This window comes from Salinivibrio sp. PR932 (genome assembly GCF_001996125.1).
In the GTDB taxonomy this organism is placed as follows: domain Bacteria; phylum Pseudomonadota; class Gammaproteobacteria; order Enterobacterales; family Vibrionaceae; genus Salinivibrio; species Salinivibrio proteolyticus.
In genome coordinates, this window is record NZ_MUFM01000002.1 from 1 (window position 1) to 25,157 (window position 25,157).

Here is a 25,157-nt window from a genome sequence, read left to right on the forward strand (position 1 = left end):
TTTTATTAATTGCTTGATTTTATTAATTGCTTGAAATATATGGTTATTTAAACTTGGCATTGATTTTTCATGATGTTCTAGGCACACGCACAGATAAGGAGCGACCCATGACTAGAACATTATCGCCACGTTCACACGCGAGCTTACCGACCCCGAACCGAGCGGTACAAGGGCGTTGCCAGCGTCATTACCATGCCCATACGGAAAGAACAAAAGATCGCGCCACACACTGATTTCATCTGTTTGTCTCGTTAAAATGGCGCCAGTGTGATGATAAGGAGCAACCATGACTCAGGCGCAAACGTGGCAGCAGGTGCTAGCCAACGAGAAAGAGCAAGCGTATTTTCGCGATACGCTAGCCTATGTGGAAAAGGTCCGGGCCAGTGGTGTCACGGTTTTTCCTCCCAAAGAGGATGTATTCAACGCCTTTCGTTTTACTGAACTTGGTGATGTGAAAGTCGTGATTTTAGGCCAAGACCCTTACCATGGGCCCAATCAGGCCCATGGGCTCTGCTTCTCTGTATTACCCGGGGTGAAAACGCCACCATCGTTGGTCAATATCTATAAAGAGCTAGCGACGGATATCGAGGGATTTCAGATCCCTTCACATGGTTACTTGAAAAGCTGGGCAGAGCAGGGCGTGTTATTGTTAAACACGGTACTGACTGTGGAACAAGGAAAGGCGCACTCTCATGCCAAGCTAGGATGGGAGACCTTTACTGACCGCGTGATTGAGGCTGTCAATCAGCATGGTGACGGTGTGGTGTTCTTGCTTTGGGGCGCGCATGCTCAGAAAAAAGGCAAAGCGATTGATCGTACGCGCCATCATGTTTTAACCGCGCCGCATCCCTCTCCACTGTCAGCGCATCGAGGCTTCTTGGGCTGCCGCCATTTCTCACAAACTAACGCATTATTGCGCGAGCAAGGTAAAGCGCCCATTGATTGGCAACCCACACTGGATGATGCGTAGAAAGCCAAGTGATTGAGGGGCAAAGCCGTCTTGGTCAGATAAAACCTGACCAATAAAAAAGGTGCTCAGTGAGCACCTTTTTCGCATCCTTTTATCGGTGAGTTAATCAAGGTCCAGTTGAGAGAAATCGCCATACATATCGATTTCTTCCAATTCTTTTCTCAGTCGCTGTTTGTCCTTCAGCGCTTCAATTTCTCTCCATTTACGTTTGACTGGTTTTGCGCGTCCGCTGCGTTGTGGCTTGTCTTGCTCGAACATGTCGTTAAAGGCAAAGTTATCCATAGTCACCCCTTGTTCACCTTGCGGTTAGGTTTTAAATACCACAGCTCGCCCTACCGTAAAATTGAAGTATTTCTCATTTGTGGCAGATTGATGAACTTTTTATGAGAACGTCATCACTGAATTTTTAAAAACAGTGATGACCAGCACAGCCAAGGGCGGCCATCAATTGATCTTACCGGTCAGACAAGCGAAGATTGCGCCGCAGACAGCAATCACGACACGACGAGGGACAGTCATTTGAGCCTTTTAACCTTTATTAACGACCTGATATGGGGCTCGGTGCTCATTTATGTGCTGATCGGCGGTGGCGTCTTCTTTTCGCTAAAACTCGGTGGCATTCAGTTCCGTCACTTCTCTCATATGTTTTCTGTGATGCGTCATAGTCGCCGCCGCGACAGTTCGGGAATTTCGTCGTTTCAAGCTTTGTGTACTGGACTGGCCGCACGCGTCGGGACGGGCAATATGGCTGGTGTGGCGGTTGCACTCTCTCTTGGCGGACCAGGAGCGATTTTTTGGATGTGGCTGATGGCGTTTCTGGGAATGGCGACTGCCTTTGCGGAAAGTACCTTGGCACAGGTCTATAAAGTCCGCGATCCGGATGGCTACTTCCGAGGCGGTCCGGCTTACTACATGGAGCATGGCCTAGGGATGCGCTGGATGGGGATATTATTCTCGTTGCTGTTGATCCTTGCCTTTGGTTTGGTGTTTAACTCGGTTCAAGCGAATTCGATTTCACAGGCTGCCCAAGTCGCTTTTGGCTGGCCGCCTGCCTATGTCGGTGCAGGACTGGCACTGGTTAGTGGGTTGATCATTTACGGTGGCTTACGTCAAATTGCGCGCACGGCTGAGGTCTTAGTTCCTGTGATGGCACTGCTCTATTTATCGCTGGCGTGTTATGTGATGTTGACCAATATAGAGCAAGTACCCGCCGTGATATCGCTGGTGGTTAAAAGTGCTTTTGGTCTTCATGAAGCCGCCTCTGGCGCGTTGGGCTACACCTTGGCGCAAGGAATGATTCAGGGCATTAAGCGTGGCCTTTTCTCGAATGAGGCAGGCATGGGCTCGGCGCCGAATGCCGCAGCCTCCGCCACACCCTATCCGCCTCATCCAGTTTCTCAAGGGTATGTACAAATGCTGGGAGTCTTTGTCGATACTCTGGTGATATGTACCGCAACCGTCGCAATTATTCTGCTATCCGGGGAGTATATTCCCGGCGGCGAAGTCACGGGGGTCGAACTGACACAGCGTGCCTTGAGTGCACAGGTCGGCGATTGGGGCGAGCAATTTGTGGCGGTGGCCATTTTCTTCTTTGCGTTTACCTCCATCATTGCCAATTACTCGTATGCAGAAACCAATTTGTTGTTTATCAATGGTCGCTTGCGTCCGGCACTGCCTTATTTTCGAGCATTGGTATTGGGCATGGTGATGTTTGGCGCGCTGGCCGAGCTCCCCTTAGTGTGGACGCTAGCGGATGCATCAATGGGCATGATGGCCTTGGTGAACATGATTGCGATCTTATTGCTGTCTGGCATTGTTAAGCGCTTGGCAGCTGATTACCACACCCAACGTTCGTTAGGGCGAGTGCCTGTGTTTGATAGTCGCCGTTTCCCTGAGCTTCACAGCCAATTGGACGAAAAGGCTTGGCCTTTGCCCAAGCAGTGACCGTGATGCGGTGGCTTTTTTATGCTGGAATGATAGTCTTGGCAACAGACAGATAACATAAGGGTTAGCAAGATGCTGATTGTGGTCTCCCCCGCGAAAACATTGGATTATGAGTCACCATTGCCGACGCAACGTCATACCCAACCCATGCTGACTGAGCACTCTCAAGCATTGATCGAGGTATGTCGTCAATTAACGCCCGCCGATATCGGTGCGTTAATGAAGGTGAGTGATAAAATTGCCAGTCTGAATGCGGTCCGTTTTGCCGAATGGTCTCCAACCTTTACCACTGATAATGCACGCCCTGCGGTACTGGCGTTTAAAGGGGATGTTTATACGGGTCTGGATGCCACTTCAATGTCTGAACAGGACTTTGATTGGGCGCAGGCGCATTTCCGAATGCTGTCGGGTTTGTATGGCCTATTGCGGCCATTGGATTTGATGCAACCTTATCGCCTTGAAATGGGCACTAAGCTGGCGACATCGCGCGGTGATAACTTGTATCAGTTTTGGGGCGATATCATCACTGAGACATTGAATCGCACCTTGGCAGAGCAAGGTGATCGATTACTGGTGAACTTGGCCTCCAATGAGTATTTCAAAGCGGTAAATAAGAAAAAACTCGACGGCGACATTGTGACCCCTGTCTTTAAAGACTGTAAGAATGGTCAATACAAGGTGATCAGTTTTTACGCCAAAAAAGCCCGTGGCATGATGGCGCGCTATTTGATTGATCAGCGTGCGACATCCATTGAAGCTATCAAGACATTTGATGTTGGCGGCTACTATTTTAGCGAGGCACATTCCAAAGGGAATGAGTTGGTCTTTTTGCGTGAAGAACAGTAACGCACTGGCAATAAAGTAACGACAGCCCCGCCAACACAGAGCTGTGTCTAAATAAAAAAAAGCCCCAATGGGGCTTTTTTTACCGCTTTCAGTTAGTGAAGAATGCGGGCGCGAATCGTGCCTTCAATCGCTTTCAGCTTTTTCAGTGCTTTATCAGCCTGTTCGGTTTCGACATCAATCACCACATAACCAATTTTTGCGGACGTTTGCAGATATTGTGCGGCGATGTTGATGCCTTCATCGGCAAAGGTGGTGTTGATTTTGGTCAACACACCGGGACGGTTCGCGTGAATGTGGAGTAAACGAGAACGCCCTTGATGCTCAGGCAGTGACACCTCTGGGAAGTTGACACAAGAGAGTGTCGAGCCGTTATCAGAGTACTTGATCAACTTGCCTGCTACCTCAAGGCCAATGTTTTCCTGCGCTTCTTGTGTCGAGCCACCAATGTGTGGGGTGAGCAGCGCATTATCAAAGGCCTGCAGCGGTGAGCTGAAGGGATCATTATTGGTTTTAGGCTCAACAGGGAATACATCAATCGCCGCTCCGGACAAATGATTGCTCTCAAGCGCGCCACATAGGGCATCAATGTCCACTACTGTACCGCGTGAGGCATTAATAAAGATAGCGCCGGGCTTCATACGGGCGAATTCTTCACTGCCAATCATGTTTTGGGTGCTTTCGGTTTCCGGGACGTGCAATGAAATTACATCACTGCGGTTTAATAATTCGGTCAGCGAGTTGACTTGTACGGCATTTCCGAGTGACAGCTTGTTATCAATATCGTAATAACAAACGTTCATGCCAAGGTTCTCTGCCAAAATACTCAGCTGCGTCCCAATGTGGCCATAGCCGATAATCCCCAATACTTTTCCGCGTGCTTCAAACGAGCGTTCGGCGGATTTCTGCCATTCGCCACGATGCGCCTTTGCATTCTTTTCCGGAATGCCGCGTAGCAGCAGCAGGATCTCCCCGAGCACTAATTCGGCGACGCTGCGGGTATTTGAGAAGGGGGCATTAAAAACTGGGATACCACGTTGAGCGGCAGCGTCGAGATCAACTTGGTTAGTGCCGATACAAAAACAGCCGACCGCGACCAATTTTTTCGCCTTTGCGAAAACCGATTCAGTCAGCTGGGTGCGTGAACGCAAGCCGACAAAGTGAGCATCTTGAATCGCTTCTTCCAGCGCCTCACCGGTGAGGGAGCCTTTGTGATACTCAATATTGGTATAACCAGCTTGCTTGAAGGCCTCTAACGCTGTGGGGTGGACGCCTTCGAGGAGCAGAATTTTGATCTTATTCTTGTCCAGTGAATAGTGTGACATGCGGGCTGTTCTCTTCCTTAGAAACAATAGTGGTAGCAATGTTGCGCCTGAGTGCCGGGGCGCATCGTGACCCTGTGCCCTTAACGCGTCTGCTAAGAAAAAGCGGCTAGAGGCGCTGTCATTAGGCTGATCTCATTCGCGAAGCCGCAGGAGGGCGCGCGATGTGCCGGTATCAGAACAGTGACCAAGATAACAAAAATTTTGCGAAGGGGTAAGAATTATCCGTTCTAGACCATAAAAAAAGCACCTTAAAAAAGGCGCTTTTAACTTATTGATTACACCAAACGCAAACGTTTGGCTTTTGCGGGCGAGAATGAGCCTCTCACCGACTATGCATGATGGGTTATGCGTTTAGTCTGCAATTTTTTGCACGCCGTTTTCAGTGCCAGTTAAGACGACGTCGGCACCACGGTTGGCGAATAGGCCTACGGTTACCACACCCGCGATGCTGTTAATGGTATCTTCGAGCGCTTTTGGATCTTGGATTTTCATATTGTGCACATCCAAGATCACGTTGCCGTTATCGGTCACCACTCCTTGACGATAGCAAGGATCGCCCCCGAGTTTGACCAACTCGCGAGCCACATAAGAGCGTGCCATCGGGATCACTTCCACAGGAAGCGGAAACTCGCCGAGAACATCAACGTGTTTGGTGTCATCGATAATGCAGATGAATTTGTCTGCGATCGCCGCGACAATCTTTTCACGGGTGAGGGCCGCGCCTCCGCCTTTAATCATGTGCTTGCGCGCGTTGATTTCATCCGCGCCATCCACGTATACATCAAGACTTGCGACGTCGTTCGCATCAAACACCTCAATGCCTAGTGCTTTCAAACGCTCGGTGGATGCTTCTGAACTAGAAACAGCGCCTTTAATTTGCGATTTAATCGGTTCAAGGGCATCGATGAAGTAGTTGACGGTCGAGCCTGTCCCTACGCCAACAATGCTGCCGGGTTTGACATATTCCACCGCCGCTTCGCCCGCTGCTCTTTTTTTATCGTCTTGGTTCATGATCACTCCTAATGGGGGTTTTGGCGGCGATTATAGCGAAGCGTATCGACGCCGTCAGGATAGAGGTCGCGAATTCGTCGCTGACCAGTGCCAATGGTGACTGGGCGTTAATACGTGGGGAAGGGGCATGTCCCACTGCTCGGTGGGCAATTGGCCCCAGTGCTGACAGTCATGAGCAAGGCCGACCGCCGTAGCACTTGGGTGTGCACAGAGCGCCAAGGTACGATCATAGTAGCCACCGCCCATGCCCAGCCGTTGACCGCAGTCGTCAAAGGCAACCAAGGGTGTGGCAATCACCTCCAATTGATGGGTGGGTAAGAGATAGCGAATATCCAGCTTGGGCTCGGCGATCCCGTAGCGGTTCGACTGCATCGGGGTGGTCGGGGTGTAATGTAAAAACAGTAAGTGGCCCTGACTGAATGGATGGACAACAGGGAGATAGACAGACTTTCCGGCCTGCCAGCAGGCATTAATCAACGGCGCGGTATCAAGCTCACCATCAAACGATAAATATAAGGCAATATGCTGAGAGGCGATCACAGACGGCAAGGCCATAAAGCGTGTCATGACCGCGTGGGCGGCGCGCTCTTGCTGTTCAGCGCTCAGTTGCCGGCGGGCGTGTCGGACTTGTTGACGTATTTGCTGTCTGGGCTGCATAACTGTCCTTGATGCTAGCCTGTCTGGAAGAGGGCCCCGGGATGCCGTCGGGATCGAAGGCCCTTGAACCCGCTGGTTCAAGGCGGGCGGGCAGTACAAACCGTAGGCTTCTCGGTACGTGCCGAGCTTGCTCAGTAGCTTGTAACAACACACCCTTAGGTTTGCTTATCGGCTCAGGGACGTAGATCCGCTGACAAACACCCCAGGGAATTCGGGTTACTTACGCGGTCCTTGCGTGGCCATTGCTGTGTCCAACTTTGACGCCATCAGGGCGCTCCGTTGCTTAACCTGATCTTGGACGTCGACCAATGATTGCTTGGCTTCATTCAGCTCGTGGCAAACATTTAAAGCAGCAATGGCAATTAACTGCTCTGTGTTGGTTACTTTAGTGCGCTCAGCCAGTTGTTGCAACCGTTGATCGAACTCACTTGCTGCTTCTTTGAGCGCTTGTTCTTGTCCTGGTGGACAATTGACCCGAACAAAGCGATCAAGGATCTTAATTTCAACCGGTTGTGTGCTCATAATGGTTGGCTGGCTCCTCGTGCGGCCTCTTCTTCTTGGGCCAACGACACAGTAACAATGTCCGCTATTCTAGCAATTATTTTTAGCGATACACCACTTTGAAATACCTAAGCTGTGTATCTGCTGTCAATTTAGACATGGAAGCAGGCGATGAATGCTCTGACAGGTTGGCAGATGAGAGCTAAGCCGCAGTTTATGATGGCCAGTTGCTAAGCCGAGTATGAATTGATCTTTGTCATGCCCGTCGTGCAGCGCGTCGATTTACACTGCCAGCCACGATGAAACGATTTTATCCGTGCCTTCGTATCGGGAAAGGTATCAAAGCGTGTTTGCGTGCTTTTGATACGGGAGCGATTCAGCCACGCGGTGTGAAATGGTAGACTGTGGGTTTTATAACATGCACGACCAAGGGCAAGATTGTGACTGATACCCGTTTACCTCTTTATGCGCAAGCCGCGACGACTTTATCGGCAGATAGCCTTGCCGTCACACCCGCCGAAATGCATGGCTTAATCGCCGGTATGTTAAGTGGAGGTATGGCGCTGGAAGATGGGGGCTGGCTCACCATGCTTTACGACTATACCAACCAAGGTATGGGATGGCCGACTGAGGCCAAAACCCTCGCCATGCAAAGCTATCACCAGCTAAAAACACAATTGACCGGGGACGACTTAGATCTCGATATCTATGTCCCTGACGACGAGCAGGTTGGCGTAGTCGCTCGAGCAGAAGCCCTTGTCGAATGGATCAATGCGTTTTTAGCAGGGGTGGGGCTGATCGGTAAACAAGGCCGTCAACTCTCCAATGACGTCACCGAGGCGCTGAGCGACCTTAAAGCTATTGCCCAGCTTGGCATTGACGAAGACGGTGATATGCAAGAACAAGCGGAGCTGCTTGAGCAAGTTTGCGGGCATGTTCGCGTGTGCTGCATGGTGGTGCATGCTGAATTGGGTGCGCGTCCGGATGCGGATGAGACCCCAAAGACACTCCATTAATCAATGAATCAACATCGCTGACATGCGATGACCCCATACAGTATGGGATTAGGGACAGGTGGGATGAAAGCCTACGATATTATCATTGCCGGTGGGGCGATGGCCGGTGCCACGGCCGCACTCGCGCTGGATACATTAAGTGGTGGTCAGCTGCGTATTGCCGTGGTTGAGGCGATGTTGCCCGATCATGCCAATCACCCCGGGTATGATGCACGCAGTATTGCCTTGGCACAGGGAAGCTGTGCTGCACTGGAATCGCTGGGTTTATGGTCGGCGTTAGCCCCATTTGGCACCCCGATTCAGCATATCCATGTCTCGGACCGCGGCCATGCGGGGCAGACACAGATTGATGCGAACGCTCAAGGTGTTCCTTATTTGGGGCAAGTGATTGAGCTTGCGGATGCTGGCCGTGTCTTTCATCAGCAGCTCAGTCATCGCAGCGCCATTGATCTTTATTGTCCCGATTACGTCGAACATATCGATCGTGAGCAAGCGTCGGTAACTGTTAAGCTCAAGCAAGGAGAGACCTTGCAGGCAAAATTGCTGGTGGCTGCCGATGGCGGACGCTCGCCATGCTGTCAACAGCTGAAGATCGCGCGTCAGCAGCACGACTTCCATCAGGTGGCGATCATTGCCAACGTGAGCACCGCGTTGCCGCATCAAGGGGTGGCATTTGAACGCTTTACTCGCACAGGGCCGGTGGCGTTACTGCCGATGTCGCAGGGACGGTGCTCGGTGGTCTGGTGTGTGTCACCGGATGAAGTCGACCATTGGCTCACGTGTGACGAGGCGACCTTCTTGGACGGTTTGCAGACGGCCTTTGGATGGCGCTTGGGTAAACTTCTTCATGTTGGCACTCGGCATGCCTATCCGTTGGTGCTTAATCAAGTGGTGAGTCCGGTCAGCCACCGTGTGGCGGTGGTCGGCAATGCGGCACAAAGCCTCCATCCTATCGCGGGGCAAGGGTTTAATCTTGGTCTACGGGATGTGATCACGCTAGCCGAGGTTCTGACGGCAGCGTCAGCACGCGGCGAGGATCTGGGCGCAATGCCAGTCTTAACCCGCTACGCGCAACATAGAGAAGCGGACCGAGAGGCCACCATCGCCACCACATCCGGGTTAGTGCACCTGTTCTCTAACCAAAATGCGGTGTTATCAGCCACTCGTAATCTCGGACTGGGGTTGATGTCAGCTCTACCGAGTCTTAAACAACCTCTTATTCAACGCACCATAGGATGGGTAGCGCGCACATGAAGATGATCAATGCAGATATTGCCATCATTGGCGGCGGCATGGTGGGGCTCACCTTGGCGGCAGCGTTGGAACACAGCGCTTTACGTGTGGTGGTTATTGAAGGGAAAACCCCTGAGCCCAGCTTGGATACCATCCCGGATAACCGTGTGTCAGCCCTAAGCCGCGCCAGTGAACGCATATTGCGCGGCGTGGGGGCTTGGTCGGGCATTGAATCTCGCCGCATGGCAAGTTATCAAGCCATGCACGTTTGGGAGCAAGACAGTTTTGCCGAGATCGCGTTTGATGCACAAAGTCTGGGCCAGCGTGATCTGGGCCATATTGTTGAAAACCGTGTCATTCAGTTGGCGCTCCTCGATAAAATCAAACAGCAAAGTAATGTGACGTTGCTGATGCCTGAGCAGTGTCAATCGATGATGATGGGTGAGAGAGAAACCTGGCTACAGCTTGCCTCTGGTGGTGGTGTGACCGCTAAATTGGTGGTGGGGGCGGATGGCGCGCGCTCTTGGGTGCGAGGCCAAGCCAGTTTACCTTTGGTGCAACGCGATTACGGGCATCACGCGGTTGTTGCGACGGTTCGCACTGAGGTTGCCCATCAGGGCGTTGCACGGCAAATCTTCACGCCGGATGGTCCACTGGCTTTTTTACCGCTTAGTGATCCGCACCTTTGCTCGATTGTATGGTCGGTGTCACCGTGCTTGGCGCAGCACTATATGGATATGGACGACGCGGCATTTAATCAGGCTTTAACGGCACAATTTGATGTGACTCTGGGGCTTTGCGAAGCTGTGGGACCACGTGCCAGTTATCCATTAACCATGCGTTATGCACAGCAATTTGCCGCTGACCGTGTGGCCTTGGTGGGGGATGCGGCGCACACTATTCACCCACTGGCCGGCCAAGGGGTGAATTTAGGTTTGCTGGATGCTGCAGCGCTTGCTGAAACACTGATACACCTTGCTGAACAAGAAAAAGACATTGGCCTGCATGCGTCACTGCGCAATTATGAACGCTGGCGAAAAGCAGAAGCGGCGCAAATGATCGCCGCCATGCAAGGCTTTAGAAGTTTGTTTGACGGCGCTCATCCGATCAAAAAATTGATCCGTGGTGTCGGCATGCAGGCTGTGAATCATTTGCCGGGCGCTAAACTGCCATTTATTAAACGGGCGCTAGGGCTAAGTGGCGAGCTACCCAAGCTCGCCTGTGCAACATTTTCTGAATCGTCTAGCTGAGATTATTGGCGAATCGATATCTGTGTGCTAGTTGTTGTGTAGTTAATCAACCAAGTATTAGTGAACCACGAAGTCTGTTGAAACGACGATGTGTCACTGGGTGCAACAAGGAACAAAACTATGAGTGATATCCCATCAGAATTAAAATTTACTTCAACGCATGAGTGGGTGCGCCCAGAAGGCGATGGCTTGTTTACCATTGGTATCTCGGATCATGCGCAAGCCCTGTTAGGGGATATGGTATTTATTGATTTGCCCGACGAGGGCGACAGTTTTGATGCCGGAGACGATTGTGCCGTGGCAGAGTCTGTCAAAGCCGCCTCTGATATTTATGCGCCTATTTCTGGGGAAGTGGTTGCGGTAAATGAAGAGCTGGATGGTTCACCGGAATTGGTGAATAGCGACCCTTATGGTGATGGCTGGTTATTCCAAATTCGCGCTACCGATGAGTCTGAAATTGATGATCTCTTGGATGCGCAAAGCTACGAAGAAACCCTAGGGGAAGAAGACGACGACGAATAAGGTTGGCTGTCTTTGCGTCATCGTCAGGCCCTGCCTTTTGGCGGGGCCTGTTGGTTTAAGCTCGCCCTGGATGTGAATCAGTGGCGGTGTGTATTGACCGCGTGAGGCTGAGGCTCATCATGTATGGCTTGCTGATAGGCCTCACGTATCACTGCATTAACTTCTTTGACGGTTTGGTAGTGCGTGATGGTGGCGTCTTGAGGGGCTTTTAGCCAACCGTTTTCAAAATCAAAGCGTCCTCGTCCGGCAATATAAAGTCGACCTGAAAAAAGTCGCGCCACATGTTTTGCGACCAACCTTGGTACATAGCGATTAAAAACGCGCATAAACCCTTCTTGGATAGTTGAATAAACCTTGAGCCCTGTCCACTTTGCATGGTGGCTCTGAGGTGGTAACCATATTTAACGTGGTAACCATAGTTGTGATGTCGGGAAATATCGACATACAACGGCGCAGATTGTGCAAAGGGTTTGTGGCGAGGAGATGACAGCGTTATCGTACATCCTCAGTTTGGGATCTTTACCACAAATCAGCGCAGTTAAATGCGGGGACGCAACTGGGTTTTCCTCTCAGTGCCGTTAATGATGCATCGGTTAATGATTGCCCCAGCCACCCATGTGGATAGCTCAAATGATGCGGTGGTTGAATGGTCTCTGGAGAAATTGGCGTGAATCCCACGCGGCCATAAAACGCTGGGTCGCCATAGGTCATCACCAACTGATAGCCCTGCTCTTTTAGTGCGTTAAGGCCATACTGGATCAAAGACTGCCCAAGCCCCTGTTTTTGATAGCTTGGGTGGACCGCCATCGGTGAAAGCAGTGCCGCCTCGGGCATGGTTGGATAGCTTAACCGAGAAAAAAAGACTGCCCCAGCCAGCACTGAGTTATCGACCGCGACAAACCCAATCCATTCACCCTCTGGTGTGGTGTCGTGCAGCTGATGAATCAGTTGGCCAATCAGGTCCCCCTCATCCGACCCTTCGCTGTGAGTAAATGTCTCGCGGACCAGTTCAGCAACGTCATTGATGTTCACATCGGTTAAAGGTAAAAACTGCATCGCTTACTCCTTTCCATCGCAGGTTGGGTCGGCTTTTAGGGCATCGACTCGGGTTAAAACGGTCTCGGTGATATGGGCAATGAGCCACTGGGTTCGTGGGTGGGCACTGATTTGCTGTCGCCATGCCAGATGGATGTCAAACCCTGGCACATCAATGGGAGGTGCGCTCAGAGCAAGGGTGTCGGTATCGTCGAAATTATCGATACGTGCCATCAGTTCCGGAACAGTGCAAAGTAATTGGCGCTGTTTTAGCAATTGTCTCACGGTGAGAAATCGCTGCGATCCCATCACCACATGGCGTTGATAGCCTAACTTGGTCAGGGTTTGGTCGATAGGGCTGGTTAACTGACCTTGGGTGGAAACCAGCGCGTGTGGGGTTGCGACAAAATCGGCCAAACTAATGGGGGCGTGCAGCCCTGTGCTTTTGGGGTCAAACAGACAGACGTGCTGTTCGTGATACAAGTGCTGACTGGCTATGTTTTCCATCCCCTCAGGAAGCACGCCAATCACGACATCGACCTCATCATCCTCAAGCGCCTGTTGACAGCTTTTTTTGTCGACAGGGCGAAGGCTTAATTGTGCGTGAGGCAGATGAGTCGTAAAGCTATCAAATAAGGCGGGGGCAAAAATCAGCTCAGCATAATCCGTGAGCCCGATGCGCACCTGTCCATCGTAGTGTTGCGGCTCAAAGTGAGGTGGCACCAACACCTCGCTGGAGAGCGTATCGAGTAATGCCTGAATCTTAGGTGCGATATCTATCGCGCGGGCAGTGGGGACCATTTGATGGCCGCGGCGCTCAAATAAGGGGTCATCGAGCATCACACGCAAACGCGACAGGCTATGGCTCATGGCCGATTGCCCTAAGGCCAAACGCTCAGCCGCCCGGGTGACGCTGCGCGTTTCCATTAAGGTGATAAAGGTTACGAGTAGGTTGAGGTCGTATTTACGCCACTGTTTTTGCGCCATCCTTAGCCTTGACTCCTAGGGGGTATCGTCGCGACAAATGGCGGCGCGCAGAGGTTGGCAAAGTGCCACTAGGTCGGTCACTTTCACCCACAGCCCAGCATGCGGATCGCCACTGCTGATCGTGACACTATCGTGGTCGAAAATACGCTCTTCAAACACAATTGGCAGTGGCCGAGGTAAACCTAAGGGCGCGACCGTGCCAAGCGTATAACCTGTCATTGCTCGCACCTTGTCTGCGTCGGCCAGTGTCATTCGCCGACATGCTAACTGCTCGCGCACGCGCCGTGGGTCGACCTGACGATCACCGGGCACACAGGCTAATGCGTACTGGTTACCCATATCACGTAAAAGCAGCGTTTTTAGCATACGCGCCGGTAAGATCCCGCGCGCTGCCGCTGTGTCAGTGATGGATTGGGTAGCTTGCGATTGCCATAAAACCTCATAGGTCACCCCTGCCATATCAAGCGTGGCAGTGACGGCTGTGTGCAGTGGCATAGAGGCAGAAGAAGCGACCAAGGGTTATTTTTCCTCCTCGAGTGAATACGGGAGTGCGACGCGCTGCCAAATGGCGTCGGGCGCATCCGCGAATCGAAAGGCAGTGTCGTCGTCCAAGTTATTGGGTAAAACCACTAAGGCGGTTGCACGACCGTCTGAGTAGGCAGCGCCAGCAATGACGGTGCCGCCTGCTCGCCAATTGTCTCCTACCGCTCGTTCTACTTTATCACCCGGCTTAGGGGCCTGATCGGCTTGTCCTATCAATTTATACATGGCGCGTTTATTGATGCCACGGTATTTCGCGCGTGCGACCGTTTCCTGACCGGTATAACAGCCTTTGGTAAAGCTGATCGCATTCAGTACCTGCAGATTGAGGGATTGCGGAATAAACTCGCTTTTGGTGGCATCTTCAATGCGCGGCAAGGCAGCATCGACGTCGCATTGCTCCCATAGCGTGTGGTCAGCCAATAGGGCACTTTCCTGATAGGCTGCAACCAGTTGGTCCGCCGCAGCAGGACTGATGGCAAGCAACCAGCGGGTTGGCTCGAGCATCACCGCCGTGCCGTGTTCACTATGGCGCACGGCACCTTGAGCGCCGAAATGTTCTGCGATCACTTGTTCCGCCTGTTGGCCAACGACACCGAGCAATACATCTTCACTAGGCTGAAAGTCGATTTTCGAGAAGATGGCGTATTTTTTTATCTCAGTGAGTTGCGTTTGTGCAATCGACATTGGCTGCACCATGGCCAGACCGTCGCCGTGGTGGAAAAGCCGTAATACCGACCAGACTTTGCCTTTGGGATCGCAATGAGCCGCGAGGGTCGATTGATTTTTTTCGAGTTGGCTCAGATCGCAGGTCAATTGTCCTTGCAGATAGCTTTGAGTGTCGTCGCCGCTTACTTGCGTCAATGACCAGTTATCCAATGCGACCAAGGCCAAATCAGGCAGTGGGCTATTTGCATTGCGCTCGGCTGGGGTAAAGGCGACTGTTTGATACCATTCGCTCATAGAAATCACGCTCGCAGTTGAGAAAAACACAGAGTATGACACGTATACTAATCGTGCGTTGTCAGCTTGTCAGCCTTTGTATTGTAAGGGTATTGATGGCAAGCGACGTTGAATTGATAAACATCAGGGGATAGCTCTCATCTTCATCGCCGAGTTGAGAGGAAAAGTAGTCGCCCTCCGTTGGCGCTGATACTATGCATCCACTGACATCAGTGATTGAGGTAAACATGGTAAATACCGACGATAAACCACGGATCCGTTGGGCATGCCGCCGTGGCATGTTGGAGCTTGATGTAATCATTATGCCTTTCTTTGAAGCTTGCTATGACACCTTGAGTGACAGTGACAAGCAAGACTTCATCGCATTTTTAGAAAGTGACGACCCTGACTTGTTTGCGTGGCTGATGGGGCATGGTAAACCTGACGATCCTAAGATGAAATCTATCGTTGACAAGATTGTTGCCCATAACCGAAGCAAGCTTCGTACATAGTCAGCTCCGCTGTCCTCGCTATGTCGCTATTAGCCTGATCCTGTTCGGCGTGATAGCGGCATGGCTGATCACTTTTCACCTTACCCTTCCTTTGAGTGCCCGAGCCCTTGCGATTATTTACGTGATCCGCGATGGTCGAAGGTTCTACCACCAGTTACTGGCTAGCCAAGGCACCTTATCCATTGATCGCCATTTTTATGTTCAGCTGAATACCCAACCGAAAGGGAAAATGTCCTGTGTCTGGGCGACGCCTTGGTTGGTTGTCCTCGAGAATGCACAAGGGGAGTCGCGGATCTTTTTGTGGCGAGGCGGGATGCCGGACTATCACTTTCGTCTGATTTATCGTCACTGCTGTACGGCCGTTAGGGATAGTTTGTGACATTTTTGTGACGAGGTGTTTGCGCCGCTTTACTTTTACCCAGCTTGGCCGATAGTAAAAGGTGCACACAATGTGTAGGGCTATTGAAACTCTGAGTTTGGTTGTAGGGTGACTATGAATATAAAGCAAAAACTATTGCTGCTAACCGCGATGTCGGTGGTAGCCCTGTTGGCCGTGGCGGGTGTGGCATGGAAAGCGGAAAGCAAGCTTGGCAACATGCACCGTCAGTTAACCACAGTGTCCGATCTTGAAGTGATTCTGCTTAATTTGCGACGTAATGAAAAAGACTTTCTTGCCCGCATGGACCCTAAATATCTCTCCCGGTTTGATAACAATGTTGACGCCTTCAATAGCCTGCTCGGTGAACTGCGCACGGACAGTCAAGCGCTTGGCCTCGATACGCAAATCATTGGTCAAGTATCGACAGCGATGCAAGGCTACGCGCAGGGATTTCGTGACCTTGGCGCAGGTTACCAGCGTCTTGGCCTAGAGGCCGGACAAGGTTTGCGTGGTGATATGCAACAAGCTAGCGAGAAGCTGGTTGCGGCGACCCAAAACGATATTGTGCTGGAAAGCAGCGCGCGCCTATTGGTGGCGGAAGCGAAGCTGTTCGTTAATAGCAGCAATATGAGCCACATCGAGCAATATCAACGGCAATTGAAAGAACTGTCAGGTTACCTAAAAGGCGATCTATTAGCGGTATTCCAAGCGCACCACACGACGGTAAAGGCGGTAGTAAGGCAAAAAGAGCAACTGGGATTGGCGCATGACCAAGGCCTGTTGGGCAATATCCGTGGCAAGACCCACCAAGTTGAAGAGATGTTTGAAACCTTGAGTGAGTCTTACCAAAGCGCCATTACCAAGGCACAGAGAGAAACCATGGTTCTGACTGCGTCGATTGTTATTCTCTTGGCGCTGGTGATGACGGTGGTTTCTTTGTGGATGAATCGAGGGATTCAGCGCCGCATTTATAGCTTTAGTGAGAAAATGAGCCAGATCACGCAGCAAAAAGATTTGACGTTGCGGGCCGATGAGGCAGGTCGCGATGAAATTGCGGCGATGGCCAAAGATGTCAATCAGATGCTGGCTGGCATCCAAACCATGGTGACGGATGTGCGTTCTGCGGTGCAAGCGCTGCATCAAAGTGCCGAGCAAGTCGAGTCGCGTAGTCATCAAACTAGCTCTGCGCTAACCACCCAGTTAGATGAAACCACCCACGCTGCAACTGCGATGAACGAGATGGAAAGCACCATTCGTGATATTGCCAGCAATACCGACCAAGCGGCTGACAATGCACGTACCAGTTTGGGTCGCGCGCAAAATGGTCAGCAAGTGGTGGATGATACCCGCACCATGATCATGACTTTGTCAGAAACGCTCAGCAATACCAGCAACGAAGTGTTGGAGCTGAGTAAACTGTCCGAGACCATTGGGTCGGTGCTTGATGTCATCAAAGATATTTCCGAGCAAACGAACTTGCTGGCCCTGAACGCGGCAATTGAAGCGGCTCGAGCCGGTGAACAAGGACGTGGTTTTGCGGTGGTTGCCGATGAGGTACGTCAGCTGGCGACCCGTACGCGAGAATCGACCGATGAAATCGCCGGTATTATTGGCTCGTTGCAGGACCAAACTCAGTCGGTTGCGGAGCGCATGGAGCAAAGCCGCGAAGATGGGCAAACGTCTGTATCTAAAGTGGAGGCGGCTTCCCAAGAATTGGCGCAAATCATGGCTGATATGCAACATATCATGGACATGAGCACCCAGATCGCGACCGCCATTGAAGAGCAAAGTTCGGTTGCCAAAGAAGTGAACCAAAACGTGCATACCATCCAGGATATTGCCCAAACCAGTACCGATCGCGCCCAGCAAAACCGTGATGCAGCCCATCAGGTGGCGGAAGAGGCGGCGAACCTAGAGCGCGCGGTGAGCCAGTTTAAAAGCTGAGTAAGCAATGCGGTGTAGATTGAGTGCTGTTTCGTTAAATGAGAAAAGGCCAGCGTTTGCTGGCCTTTATTATTACCGTCACATGGTTAGCAAGGTTGATCCGGCACCAAAATGGTTGGTCCAGAGTCCGGTAACTGCTCTGGGTAATCAATGGTGTAGTGCAGCCCTCGGCTTTCTTTACGCTGCATTGCACATCGCACCATCAGTTCCGCCACTTGCAACAAGTTACGCAGCTCTAGCAAGTTATTCGACACGCGGAAATTGGCGTAATACTCGTGAGTTTCTTGCTTGAGCAGTTCAATACGACGCAGTGCGCGCTCCAGACGCTTGGTGGAGCGAACAATCCCCATATAATCCCACATGAACAAACGCAGCTCGTGCCAGTTGTGCTGGATAACCACTTCTTCATCGGAGCATATTACTTGGCTCTCATCCCAAGCAGGGAGCGGAGCAAGCGGCTCAACATGGTCTTGGTGCGCTTTGATATGTTCAGCGGCAGACCACGCGTAGACCACACACTCCAGAAGCGAATTAGACGCCATCCGGTTGGCGCCGTGCAAGCCGGTATAGCTCACTTCGCCGATTGCATAGAGGCCCGGCAAGTCGGTATTGCCGTTTTGGTCAACAATCACACCGCCACAGGTATAGTGAGCGGCTGGTACAATCGGAATCGCGTCCTTGGTGAGATCAAACCCATAGGTCTGCAGCTTCTCGTAAATGGTCGGGAAATGCTTGGTGATAAAGTCAGGATCTTTATGACTGATATCTAAGTACATGCAATCAGCCCCGAGGCGCTTCATCTCATAGTCAATGGCACGGGCCACCACATCACGTGGGGCTAGCTCGCCACGCTCATCAAACTCTGACATGAATCGTGTCCCATCTGGGCGTTTTAGATGGGCGCCTTCACCACGTAATGCTTCGGTAAGCAAAAAGTTACGGGCATCAGGATGATACAAACAGGTTGGGTGGAATTGATTAAATTCCAAATTAGCGACCCGACACCCCGCACGCCAAGCCATAGCGATGCCATCACCAGATGACACATCTGGGTTCGAGGTATACTGATACACCTTGGATGCACCACCAGTCGCCAGCACTACAAAATTGGTCCGTACCGTGTCGACCACTTCTCGATCGCGGTTCCAGACATAGGCACCTAACACATGATTGGGACCACCAAGGCCGATTTTTTTACGCGTAATAATGTCGAGCGCATTATGGCGTTCGAGCAAGGTAATATTGGGGTGGTTGCGTACATTGTCTTGCAGTGAGGTTTGCACGGCCATGCCGGTGGCATCCGCAGCATGAAGAATACGGCGGTGACTATGCCCACCTTCGCGGGTGAGGTGATATTTCGGCGTGTCACTCTCAGTATCTTCTTGGTCGAAAGGCACGCCGCCATCGATCAGCCATTGTACGCAATCTTTCGCATTTCGAGCGATAAAGTCGACAACTTGCGTATCACAAATGCCAGCGCCTGCAATTTGTGTGTCTTCAACGTGTGACTCGACAGAGTCCTGCTCATCAAAAACCGCGGCAATACCACCTTGCGCGTACAAGGTGGCTCCTTCGCTTAATGGGCCTTTGCTAAGTACAATCACTTTATGTGTGGGCGCCAAACGTAGCGCCAATGATAGGCCGGCGGCACCGCTGCCGATAACCAGCACATCACATTGATGTTCCTGAGTTGTGGTCGTCATGATCCCTGGTCCTCTTTCTACGCGGCCCATGTTACACCAATTTGTCACGCCTGCGCGCACTTGGATCAAATCACAGTGAACGGAGGGGGAAAGTTTGCAACCATGCTATCCTTCGGGCGACAATATAGGCGGGCTAGGTTGTCATAATTTAGCCAGCCCGTCACAGTAATGTGATGACACCCAAAATAAAACCAACATGGTGAGGAACTTTTCCCCAGCCACTTCGTCGTAGTATGTGCGAATGCTCGCAAGAGGGTTTAACCGCGTTCTGACAACGTCGGGCACAGAATTTCGATAATCGGGCGGAAAGAACAACCAAGGAGTAAACGCTCGAATGAGCGAGCAGCTAACCGATCAGGTTCTAATAGAACGTGTACAGAATGGTGACAAGCAAGCATTCAACCTGTTAGTCGTCAAATATCAAAATAAGGTGTGCAACCTTATTGCCCGCTACGTGGGAACACACAGTGGCGATATTCCGGACATCGCACAAGAGGCGTTCATTAAAGCCTATCGTGCCTTGCCGGGGTTTCGTGGTGAGAGTGCGTTTTATACTTGGCTGTATCGCATTGCGGTGAACACAGCAAAGAACCATTTGGTGGCGCAAGGGCGCCGTCCACCCGGCAGTGATATAGACGCAGAAGATGCAGAGAATTTTGAAAGCGGCGGCTCACTAAAAGAAATTTCGAACCCTGAGAACTTGATGTTGTCAGAGGAACTGAAGCAGGTAGTTTTTTCGACGATCGAATCACTGCCTGATGACTTAAAAACCGCAATTACGTTGCGTGAGCTCGATGGACTCAGCTACGAAGAAATTGCACAGGTAATGGATTGTCCAGTCGGTACGGTACGGTCTCGTATTTTCCGCGCTCGAGAAGCGGTGGAAAAGCGCATCCGACCACTGATGAAACGGTAACGTGTTTTGCTGGCTGCATGACGGTGACATGAATGACGGATAGAGAACAAATTTCAGCGTTGTTAGATGGTGAGGTCGTGGATAACGCAGTGATCCACCAACTCGAGCACGATAATGACGCGCTGCAAACATGGGAAAGTTTCGGGACCCTCCGTGACGTAATGCGAGGCGAAACCCCAAGTGCCGCACAGTGGGACATTGCTGGGGCGGTGGCGTCTGCGTTAGACAAAGAGCCAGCGCATACCCCTGTTCATCATTACGACAGTGATGTTGTACCTATGCATGAAGCGCAGCCGACGCCGGAAAAAGCCCGTCGTCACTTGCCCAACTGGCTTCAACAAGTCACGCAAGTGGGGATGGCCGCCTGTGTGTCATTGGCCGTGATTGTCGGTGTGCAGCAGTATAACCAGCCGGAGAGCACATCGCCGGTAGCGAGTACCGCCACGCAACCACCGGTACTAGAGACCATTCCGTTTTCGGGTGCTGCAGAACCGGTGAGCCTGAGCCGAGACGATTTTCGCTCAACGCCCACTGAAGCGCAGTTGATGGAGCAACGTCGCCGGATTAATGCGATGTTGAAAGACTACGAATTGCAGCTTCGTTTGAATAAAGATAGGCTGTCTGAGAATCAGACACTGGCACCGTCGATGAGCAGTACAAATCAATGAAAAAAACTCTGATCGGTGCGCTTGCGCTGGTCGGTTTGATGTCTGCGCAAGCCTCGGCCGAACCTTCTGCCGAGGCTTTGTTACATCAAATGGACGTCGCAAGCGACACATTAGACTATGAAGTGTCCTACATCATGGTCGGCAAAAATAGTTTAGAGCCGATGCGCTTTCGTCATGCGCGCGTGGGTGAGCATGCATTCGGGCACTTAATGTACCTCAGTGGACCGCCGCGCGAAGTGATCCGTCGCGGCGATGAAGTGAGCTACTTTGAGCCGGGGTATGACCCCTTTACCATTGCCAGCGATCATATCGTTGCGCCACTTCCCACCTTGATTCAAACCGATATTGATGTCCTTGCACGTCAGTATGACTTTGTCTCAATGGGAGAATCTCGTGAAGCGGGTATGGCTTGCCAAGTGGTGCGAATTACCCCAAAAGATGGTGAGCGTTACTCGTATCTGTTGTGGATTGATGAAGAGAGCAAGCTTCCGGTCCGCGCGGATTTATTGGACCGAGATGGTGATCCGCTGGAGCAATATCGCGCATTGTCGCTCGTGGTCACGCCGCGCATTAGCGAAGCGATGCAGCAACTGGCAGAACTCACGCTGCCCCCCGTACTCAAACTGCCCACTACCAGCCGCTCATCATTAGATTGGCAAGTCACCCAATTACCGGATGGTTTTGAGCCTGTGTACAGCAATCGCCATCGTTTGATGATGACCAAGCGTGCGGTTGAAAGCCAAATGTTTAGCGACGGCCTGTTCAGTTTTTCGGTTTATTTGGCCAAAGCGGACGATGTCTCGGTGCGCGAGCAAATTGTCCGTCAGGGGCGCCGGACGTTGCACAGTGTGATTAGCGGAAACGCAGAGATTACCGTGGTGGGTGATATTCCGCCCGAAACCGCTAAACGTGTCGCTAATTCGGTGCGTATAACCGATAATGGAGAAAAAGCATCGCAACAGGTTGAACAATGATTAAAGCGCTCGCGGAAGTGACTGGATATCAAGATGGCTGGCTGGCACTGGCGTGTCAGCAACAAACCAGCTGTGGCAGTTGCCAATCACAAAGTCAGTGTGGCACCGGTATCGTGTCTAAAGCGTTGCCCGGTAAGGTCAATCATGTCAAAGTGCGTGCCCCCAAAGCATTACCGGTCGGGACCTTGGTTGAAATTGGTCTCGCGGAAGCCACCTTGGTGCGTTCCGCGTTAATTGTCTATCTGGTGCCGCTGGTGATGTTGATGGTAGGCGCACTGCTTGGTCAGTTTGTGTTTGCCGAGCTTGCCAGTGGCGGCGAGGCTGGCGTGATTGCCACCAGTGTCGGTTTTGGCACACTCGGTGTGCTGATTGCACGCTATTTGGCGGCACGGGTAGGAACACCTGAGCAACAGCAGCCCCAGTTATTACGCGTGATGGGAGAGCCAGTTTCCGAGCTCGCGGTGATAAATGCAGCACGTCAGGATAGCGACTAGCCACTATTTTCGGTAGAATCCGCCCCACCTGATCCTAGGATCCCATTCTTATAGATAACGAGTAAGTCACACTAACACATGAAGCATATTCGTAACTTTTCGATCATCGCCCACATTGACCACGGTAAGTCGACCCTTTCCGATCGACTCATTCAAGTATGTGGGGGCCTTACTGACCGGGAAATGGCTTCTCAGGTCCTCGACTCTATGGACTTAGAGCGCGAGCGCGGTATCACCATCAAAGCACAGAGTGTGACACTGAACTATAAAGCCAAAGACGGCAATGAGTATCAGCTTAACTTCATCGATACGCCAGGACACGTCGACTTCTCTTATGAGGTGTCACGCTCACTGAAAGCGTGTGAAGGTGCTTTGCTGGTGGTAGATGCTGGACAGGGCGTGGAAGCTCAGACCCTAGCAAACTGCTACACCGCGATTGAAATGGACTTGGAAGTCGTGCCTGTTCTTAACAAAATCGACCTCCCGGCTGCCGACCCTGATCGCGTCGCGCAAGAAATTGAAGACATCGTGGGTATTGAAGCCATTGATGCTACACGCTGTTCGGCGAAAACCGGCGTGGGCGTGGATGATGTACTGGAAGATATTGTACGTCTTATTCCGTCACCAGAAGGCGATCCGAATGCTCCCACGCAAGCCCTGATCATTGACTCTTGGTTTGATAACTACCTAGGGGTGGTGTCATTGGTGCGTATCCGTGAAGGTGAGCTCAAAAAAGGCGATAAAGTCAAAATCATGAGCACCGGCCAAGAGTGGAACATTGACAGCATCGGCATTTTCACGCCGAAACGCAAAGAGCTCCAAGGGCTGAAAACGGGTGAAGTGGGCTGGGTGATCTGTGGCATTAAAGACATTCTTGGCGCGCCAGTGGGTGACACCATTACCCATGCAAAAAATGGCTGTGAAAAGCGCATTGAAGGTTTCCAAAAGGTCAAGCCACAGGTGTATGCCGGTTTGTTCCCTATCTCCTCGGATGATTATGAAAACTTCCGCGATGCGCTAGGTAAACTGAGCTTAAACGACGCCTCACTGTTTTATGAGCCAGAAAGTTCAGCCGCACTGGGCTTTGGTTTCCGCTGTGGTTTCCTTGGTATGCTCCATATGGAAATCATCCAAGAGCGTCTTGAGCGTGAATACAACCTCGACCTGATTACCACCGCCCCGACGGTTGTGTACGAAGTGACACAAAACGACGGAGAAGTGGTGTACGTGGATAGCCCCGCGAAGTTGCCGCCTATCAACGATATCGACACCATCGGTGAGCCGATTGCCCGTTGTAACATCTTGGTGCCAAGTGAGTTTGTCGGTAACGTCATCTCCTTATGTGTGGAGAAGCGCGGCATGCAAGTAGATATGGTGTATCACGGCAACCAAGTGGCGCTTACCTACGATATCCCAATGGCTGAAGTGGTCTTGGACTTCTTCGACCGGATTAAATCGACGTCCCGCGGTTACGCCTCTTTGGATTACAACTTCCAGCGCTATGAAGTATCAGACATGGTGCGGGTAGATATTCTTCTTAACGGCGACCGTGTTGATGCCTTGGCGATTATTACTCACCGTGATAATGCCCAGCCTCGAGGCCGTGATTTGGTTGAGAAGATGAAAGAGTTCATCCCACGTCAGCAATTTGATATTGCGATTCAGGCGGCGATTGGTAACCACATCATTGCACGCTCAACCGTGAAGCAATTACGTAAAAACGTTACAGCTAAATGTTATGGCGGTGACGTGAGTCGTAAGAAAAAACTACTGCAAAAACAAAAAGAAGGTAAGAAGCGCATGAAGCAGATCGGTAACGTCGAACTGCCGCAAGAAGCCTTTTTGGCCATTTTGCATGTGGGCAAAGACAAATAATAACGGATTAAAGTATGGCCAATACATTTTCTTTGATACTGGTGCTGGTGACTGTGGTCACCGGCATAATTTGGGTGTTAGACAAGTACCGTTGGGCGCCGCAACGCCGCCAAGCGGCCGCGAAAACCCTAAACGTGTCTGACAGTGATGTCGATAGCGAACAAGTTGCCAAGGTGGCGCCTCAGCCCAGTTGGATTGAGAACGCGGTATCGATTTTCCCGGTCATTGCCGTGGTATTGGTCTTGCGATCCTTTATTTATGAGCCTTTTCAAATTCCATCAGGATCCATGATGCCAACCTTGCTGGTTGGCGATTTTATTTTGGTGGAAAAGTTTGCCTATGGGCTGCGCGATCCCGCGTTTCATACCGAGCTGGTTGAGACCGGCAAACCGGAACGTGGTGATATCGTGGTCTTTAAGTATCCACCACAACCGAATATCGATTACATCAAGCGAACGATCGGATTGCCGGGCGATACCATTGTCTATACCAAAGAAAAACGACTGTGTATCCAGCCCAAAGGGCAATCACAATGCGAGCCTGTGCCCATTGATAATATTGAGCCGAGCGAGTTTTCCCAAGGCGGTGTGAACTTGATTCAGGCGCAAGAAACCTTGGGCGCGCAAGCACACCAGATCCTCGTGAATCCATCCCGCAATGACCGCGTGGCTGCCTATCAGCCTCGTCCGGGCGTCAACCGCTGGGTGGTGCCGGAAGGCCATTACTTCATGATGGGGGATAACCGAGATAACAGTGCTGACAGCCGTTTCTGGGGATTTGTCCCTGAACGCAACTTAGTCGGCAAAGCGGTGGCGATCTGGATAAGCTTTGAGTTCGAGCGTGACAGTGATAGCTGGCTACCATCTTGGGTGCCGACAGGCGTTCGCTTTAACCGTATTGGTGGTATTAATTAATT

General features: G+C 51.5%; 28 protein-coding genes and 1 other RNA gene. 17 read left to right on the plus strand and 12 right to left on the minus strand.

What is annotated here, in order from left to right; genetic code table 11:
* Nucleotides 1–107: 107 nt before the first annotated feature.
* Both BZG84_RS16530 and ung read left to right on the plus strand, forming a co-directional pair.
* Nucleotides 108–233 carry a hypothetical protein gene (locus BZG84_RS16530; RefSeq protein ID WP_268794307.1) on the plus strand — a complete coding sequence of 42 codons (126 nt, stop codon included), beginning with the start codon at nucleotides 108–110 and terminating at the stop codon, nucleotides 231–233.
* A gap of 53 nt (nucleotides 234–286) precedes the next feature.
* Nucleotides 287–970 carry a uracil-DNA glycosylase gene (ung, locus tag BZG84_RS00855; protein ID WP_069589773.1) on the plus strand — a complete coding sequence of 228 codons (684 nt, stop codon included), beginning with the start codon at nucleotides 287–289 and terminating at the stop codon, nucleotides 968–970.
* A gap of 102 nt (nucleotides 971–1,072) precedes the next feature.
* On the opposite strand, the gene BZG84_RS00860 is transcribed toward ung, so the two are convergent.
* A complete protein-coding gene (locus BZG84_RS00860) occupies nucleotides 1,073–1,252 on the minus strand; it encodes a DUF3545 family protein (RefSeq protein WP_069589769.1) in 180 nt (59 codons plus the stop codon).
* A 237-nt stretch (nucleotides 1,253–1,489) separates the two neighbouring features.
* Here BZG84_RS00860 and BZG84_RS00865 point away from each other — a divergent pair, with 237 nt between their 5' ends.
* Both BZG84_RS00865 and yaaA read left to right on the plus strand, forming a co-directional pair.
* Nucleotides 1,490–2,914, plus strand: coding sequence for an alanine/glycine:cation symporter family protein (locus tag BZG84_RS00865; protein WP_077675012.1), 1,425 nt, complete (start codon nucleotides 1,490–1,492; stop codon nucleotides 2,912–2,914).
* Between the two features lie 72 nt (nucleotides 2,915–2,986).
* Entirely contained in the window at nucleotides 2,987–3,760 is a 774-nt protein-coding gene (yaaA, locus tag BZG84_RS00870; protein ID WP_077479993.1) for a peroxide stress protein YaaA, read from the plus strand.
* 92 nt (nucleotides 3,761–3,852) lie between these two features.
* On the opposite strand, the gene serA is transcribed toward yaaA, so the two are convergent.
* The 5 genes from serA to zapA form a co-directional block, all read right to left on the minus strand.
* Nucleotides 3,853–5,082, minus strand: coding sequence for a phosphoglycerate dehydrogenase (gene serA, locus BZG84_RS00875; protein ID WP_069589766.1), 1,230 nt, complete (start codon nucleotides 5,080–5,082; stop codon nucleotides 3,853–3,855).
* A gap of 351 nt (nucleotides 5,083–5,433) precedes the next feature.
* A complete protein-coding gene (rpiA, locus tag BZG84_RS00880) occupies nucleotides 5,434–6,093 on the minus strand; it encodes a ribose-5-phosphate isomerase RpiA (RefSeq protein ID WP_077479992.1) in 660 nt (219 codons plus the stop codon).
* A gap of 54 nt (nucleotides 6,094–6,147) precedes the next feature.
* Entirely contained in the window at nucleotides 6,148–6,750 is a 603-nt protein-coding gene (locus tag BZG84_RS00885; protein WP_077479991.1) for a 5-formyltetrahydrofolate cyclo-ligase, read from the minus strand.
* A 29-nt stretch (nucleotides 6,751–6,779) separates the two neighbouring features.
* Nucleotides 6,780–6,962, minus strand: a non-coding RNA gene (gene ssrS / locus BZG84_RS00890) — 6S RNA.
* 4 nt (nucleotides 6,963–6,966) lie between these two features.
* Nucleotides 6,967–7,272, minus strand: a complete 306-nt coding sequence (gene zapA, locus BZG84_RS00895) for a cell division protein ZapA (RefSeq protein WP_069589763.1) — start codon at nucleotides 7,270–7,272, stop codon at nucleotides 6,967–6,969.
* A 419-nt stretch (nucleotides 7,273–7,691) separates the two neighbouring features.
* Between zapA and BZG84_RS00900 the strand changes: the two genes are divergently transcribed.
* From BZG84_RS00900 to gcvH, 4 genes are all read left to right on the plus strand, one after another.
* Nucleotides 7,692–8,267 carry a UPF0149 family protein gene (locus BZG84_RS00900; RefSeq protein WP_077479912.1) on the plus strand — a complete coding sequence of 192 codons (576 nt, stop codon included), beginning with the start codon at nucleotides 7,692–7,694 and terminating at the stop codon, nucleotides 8,265–8,267.
* A 63-nt stretch (nucleotides 8,268–8,330) separates the two neighbouring features.
* A complete protein-coding gene (gene ubiH / locus BZG84_RS00905; protein ID WP_077479913.1) occupies nucleotides 8,331–9,521 on the plus strand; it encodes a 2-octaprenyl-6-methoxyphenyl hydroxylase in 1,191 nt (396 codons plus the stop codon).
* On the plus strand, nucleotides 9,518–10,750 hold the full coding sequence (locus tag BZG84_RS00910) for an FAD-dependent 2-octaprenylphenol hydroxylase (protein ID WP_077479914.1): 1,233 nt from the start codon (nucleotides 9,518–9,520) through the stop codon (nucleotides 10,748–10,750). Before ubiH ends, BZG84_RS00910 begins: the two co-directional genes overlap by 4 nt.
* A 120-nt stretch (nucleotides 10,751–10,870) precedes the next feature.
* On the plus strand, nucleotides 10,871–11,272 hold the full coding sequence (gcvH, locus tag BZG84_RS00915) for a glycine cleavage system protein GcvH (protein WP_069589757.1): 402 nt from the start codon (nucleotides 10,871–10,873) through the stop codon (nucleotides 11,270–11,272).
* A 77-nt stretch (nucleotides 11,273–11,349) separates the two neighbouring features.
* Here gcvH and BZG84_RS00920 read toward each other — a convergent pair whose 3' ends face one another.
* The 5 genes from BZG84_RS00920 to ygfZ all read right to left on the minus strand — a co-directional run bounded on the left by BZG84_RS00920 (nucleotide 11,350) and on the right by ygfZ (nucleotide 14,797).
* Nucleotides 11,350–11,598, minus strand: a complete 249-nt coding sequence (locus BZG84_RS00920) for a DUF1107 domain-containing protein (RefSeq protein ID WP_077479915.1) — start codon at nucleotides 11,596–11,598, stop codon at nucleotides 11,350–11,352.
* 193 nt (nucleotides 11,599–11,791) lie between these two features.
* Entirely contained in the window at nucleotides 11,792–12,328 is a 537-nt protein-coding gene (locus BZG84_RS00925; RefSeq protein ID WP_077479916.1) for a GNAT family N-acetyltransferase, read from the minus strand.
* Nucleotides 12,329–12,331: 3 nt separating this feature from the next.
* Nucleotides 12,332–13,294, minus strand: coding sequence for a LysR family transcriptional regulator (locus BZG84_RS00930; protein WP_077479917.1), 963 nt, complete (start codon nucleotides 13,292–13,294; stop codon nucleotides 12,332–12,334).
* Between the two features lie 15 nt (nucleotides 13,295–13,309).
* A complete protein-coding gene (locus BZG84_RS00935) occupies nucleotides 13,310–13,789 on the minus strand; it encodes an aminoacyl-tRNA deacylase (RefSeq protein ID WP_077677929.1) in 480 nt (159 codons plus the stop codon).
* 24 nt (nucleotides 13,790–13,813) lie between these two features.
* A complete protein-coding gene (gene ygfZ, locus BZG84_RS00940; protein ID WP_077677930.1) occupies nucleotides 13,814–14,797 on the minus strand; it encodes a tRNA-modifying protein YgfZ in 984 nt (327 codons plus the stop codon).
* A gap of 227 nt (nucleotides 14,798–15,024) precedes the next feature.
* Here ygfZ and BZG84_RS00945 point away from each other — a divergent pair, with 227 nt between their 5' ends.
* From BZG84_RS00945 to BZG84_RS00950, 3 genes are all read left to right on the plus strand, one after another.
* A complete protein-coding gene (locus tag BZG84_RS00945) occupies nucleotides 15,025–15,288 on the plus strand; it encodes an FAD assembly factor SdhE (protein ID WP_069589792.1) in 264 nt (87 codons plus the stop codon).
* Complete coding sequence (locus BZG84_RS16280) at nucleotides 15,257–15,667, plus strand: hypothetical protein (RefSeq protein ID WP_131825062.1); 411 nt, start codon at nucleotides 15,257–15,259, stop codon at nucleotides 15,665–15,667. Before BZG84_RS00945 ends, BZG84_RS16280 begins: the two co-directional genes overlap by 32 nt.
* Before the next feature lie 114 nt (nucleotides 15,668–15,781).
* Nucleotides 15,782–17,611 (plus strand): methyl-accepting chemotaxis protein, encoded by a 1,830-nt coding sequence (locus tag BZG84_RS00950; RefSeq protein WP_077479920.1) that lies wholly within the window; start codon nucleotides 15,782–15,784, stop codon nucleotides 17,609–17,611.
* 86 nt (nucleotides 17,612–17,697) lie between these two features.
* Here the strand turns inward: BZG84_RS00950 and nadB are convergent, their stop codons facing one another.
* Nucleotides 17,698–19,314, minus strand: coding sequence for an L-aspartate oxidase (gene nadB, locus BZG84_RS00955; RefSeq protein WP_077479921.1), 1,617 nt, complete (start codon nucleotides 19,312–19,314; stop codon nucleotides 17,698–17,700).
* Nucleotides 19,315–19,648: 334 nt separating this feature from the next.
* Here nadB and rpoE point away from each other — a divergent pair, with 334 nt between their 5' ends.
* From rpoE to lepB, 6 genes are all read left to right on the plus strand, one after another.
* Nucleotides 19,649–20,230, plus strand: coding sequence for an RNA polymerase sigma factor RpoE (gene rpoE, locus BZG84_RS00960; protein WP_069591286.1), 582 nt, complete (start codon nucleotides 19,649–19,651; stop codon nucleotides 20,228–20,230).
* Nucleotides 20,231–20,262: 32 nt separating this feature from the next.
* Complete coding sequence (locus tag BZG84_RS00965) at nucleotides 20,263–20,898, plus strand: RseA family anti-sigma factor (RefSeq protein ID WP_077479922.1); 636 nt, start codon at nucleotides 20,263–20,265, stop codon at nucleotides 20,896–20,898.
* Nucleotides 20,895–21,872 (plus strand): sigma-E factor regulatory protein RseB, encoded by a 978-nt coding sequence (gene rseB, locus BZG84_RS00970; RefSeq protein ID WP_077479923.1) that lies wholly within the window; start codon nucleotides 20,895–20,897, stop codon nucleotides 21,870–21,872. The genes BZG84_RS00965 and rseB overlap by 4 nt, the downstream gene beginning before the upstream one ends.
* Nucleotides 21,869–22,366: a SoxR reducing system RseC family protein gene (locus BZG84_RS00975; protein WP_077479924.1), complete on the plus strand. Its 498-nt coding sequence runs from the start codon at nucleotides 21,869–21,871 to the stop codon at nucleotides 22,364–22,366. Before rseB ends, BZG84_RS00975 begins: the two co-directional genes overlap by 4 nt.
* Before the next feature lie 78 nt (nucleotides 22,367–22,444).
* Complete coding sequence (gene lepA, locus BZG84_RS00980) at nucleotides 22,445–24,241, plus strand: translation elongation factor 4 (RefSeq protein ID WP_077479925.1); 1,797 nt, start codon at nucleotides 22,445–22,447, stop codon at nucleotides 24,239–24,241.
* A gap of 14 nt (nucleotides 24,242–24,255) precedes the next feature.
* Entirely contained in the window at nucleotides 24,256–25,155 is a 900-nt protein-coding gene (gene lepB / locus BZG84_RS00985; RefSeq protein ID WP_069591299.1) for a signal peptidase I, read from the plus strand.
* Nucleotides 25,156–25,157 lie beyond the last annotated feature (2 nt).

Bases quoted from the DNA above. Each gene is read 5' to 3' on its own strand.
- yaaA (WP_077479993.1), top strand. From the start codon at position 2,987: ATGCTGATTGTGGTCTCCCCCGCGAAAACATTGGATTATGAGTCACCA.
- BZG84_RS00935 (WP_077677929.1), bottom strand. From the start codon at position 13,789: ATGCCACTGCACACAGCCGTCACTGCCACGCTTGATATGGCAGGGGTG.
- rpiA (WP_077479992.1), bottom strand. From the start codon at position 6,093: ATGAACCAAGACGATAAAAAAAGAGCAGCGGGCGAAGCGGCGGTGGAA.
- BZG84_RS00860 (WP_069589769.1), bottom strand. From the start codon at position 1,252: ATGGATAACTTTGCCTTTAACGACATGTTCGAGCAAGACAAGCCACAA.
- BZG84_RS00950 (WP_077479920.1), top strand. From the start codon at position 15,782: ATGAATATAAAGCAAAAACTATTGCTGCTAACCGCGATGTCGGTGGTA.
- lepB (WP_069591299.1), top strand. From the start codon at position 24,256: ATGGCCAATACATTTTCTTTGATACTGGTGCTGGTGACTGTGGTCACC.
- rseB (WP_077479923.1), top strand. From the start codon at position 20,895: ATGAAAAAAACTCTGATCGGTGCGCTTGCGCTGGTCGGTTTGATGTCT.
- nadB (WP_077479921.1), bottom strand. From the start codon at position 19,314: ATGACGACCACAACTCAGGAACATCAATGTGATGTGCTGGTTATCGGC.
- BZG84_RS00910 (WP_077479914.1), top strand. From the start codon at position 9,518: ATGAAGATGATCAATGCAGATATTGCCATCATTGGCGGCGGCATGGTG.
- gcvH (WP_069589757.1), top strand. From the start codon at position 10,871: ATGAGTGATATCCCATCAGAATTAAAATTTACTTCAACGCATGAGTGG.
- zapA (WP_069589763.1), bottom strand. From the start codon at position 7,272: ATGAGCACACAACCGGTTGAAATTAAGATCCTTGATCGCTTTGTTCGG.
- ygfZ (WP_077677930.1), bottom strand. From the start codon at position 14,797: ATGAGCGAATGGTATCAAACAGTCGCCTTTACCCCAGCCGAGCGCAAT.
- BZG84_RS00975 (WP_077479924.1), top strand. From the start codon at position 21,869: ATGATTAAAGCGCTCGCGGAAGTGACTGGATATCAAGATGGCTGGCTG.
- BZG84_RS00885 (WP_077479991.1), bottom strand. From the start codon at position 6,750: ATGCAGCCCAGACAGCAAATACGTCAACAAGTCCGACACGCCCGCCGG.
- rpoE (WP_069591286.1), top strand. From the start codon at position 19,649: ATGAGCGAGCAGCTAACCGATCAGGTTCTAATAGAACGTGTACAGAAT.
- BZG84_RS00930 (WP_077479917.1), bottom strand. From the start codon at position 13,294: ATGGCGCAAAAACAGTGGCGTAAATACGACCTCAACCTACTCGTAACC.
- BZG84_RS16530 (WP_268794307.1), top strand. From the start codon at position 108: ATGACTAGAACATTATCGCCACGTTCACACGCGAGCTTACCGACCCCG.
- ung (WP_069589773.1), top strand. From the start codon at position 287: ATGACTCAGGCGCAAACGTGGCAGCAGGTGCTAGCCAACGAGAAAGAG.
- BZG84_RS00965 (WP_077479922.1), top strand. From the start codon at position 20,263: ATGACGGATAGAGAACAAATTTCAGCGTTGTTAGATGGTGAGGTCGTG.
- ubiH (WP_077479913.1), top strand. From the start codon at position 8,331: ATGAAAGCCTACGATATTATCATTGCCGGTGGGGCGATGGCCGGTGCC.
- BZG84_RS00920 (WP_077479915.1), bottom strand. From the start codon at position 11,598: ATGCGCGTTTTTAATCGCTATGTACCAAGGTTGGTCGCAAAACATGTG.
- BZG84_RS00925 (WP_077479916.1), bottom strand. From the start codon at position 12,328: ATGCAGTTTTTACCTTTAACCGATGTGAACATCAATGACGTTGCTGAA.
- serA (WP_069589766.1), bottom strand. From the start codon at position 5,082: ATGTCACACTATTCACTGGACAAGAATAAGATCAAAATTCTGCTCCTC.
- lepA (WP_077479925.1), top strand. From the start codon at position 22,445: ATGAAGCATATTCGTAACTTTTCGATCATCGCCCACATTGACCACGGT.
- BZG84_RS00945 (WP_069589792.1), top strand. From the start codon at position 15,025: ATGGTAAATACCGACGATAAACCACGGATCCGTTGGGCATGCCGCCGT.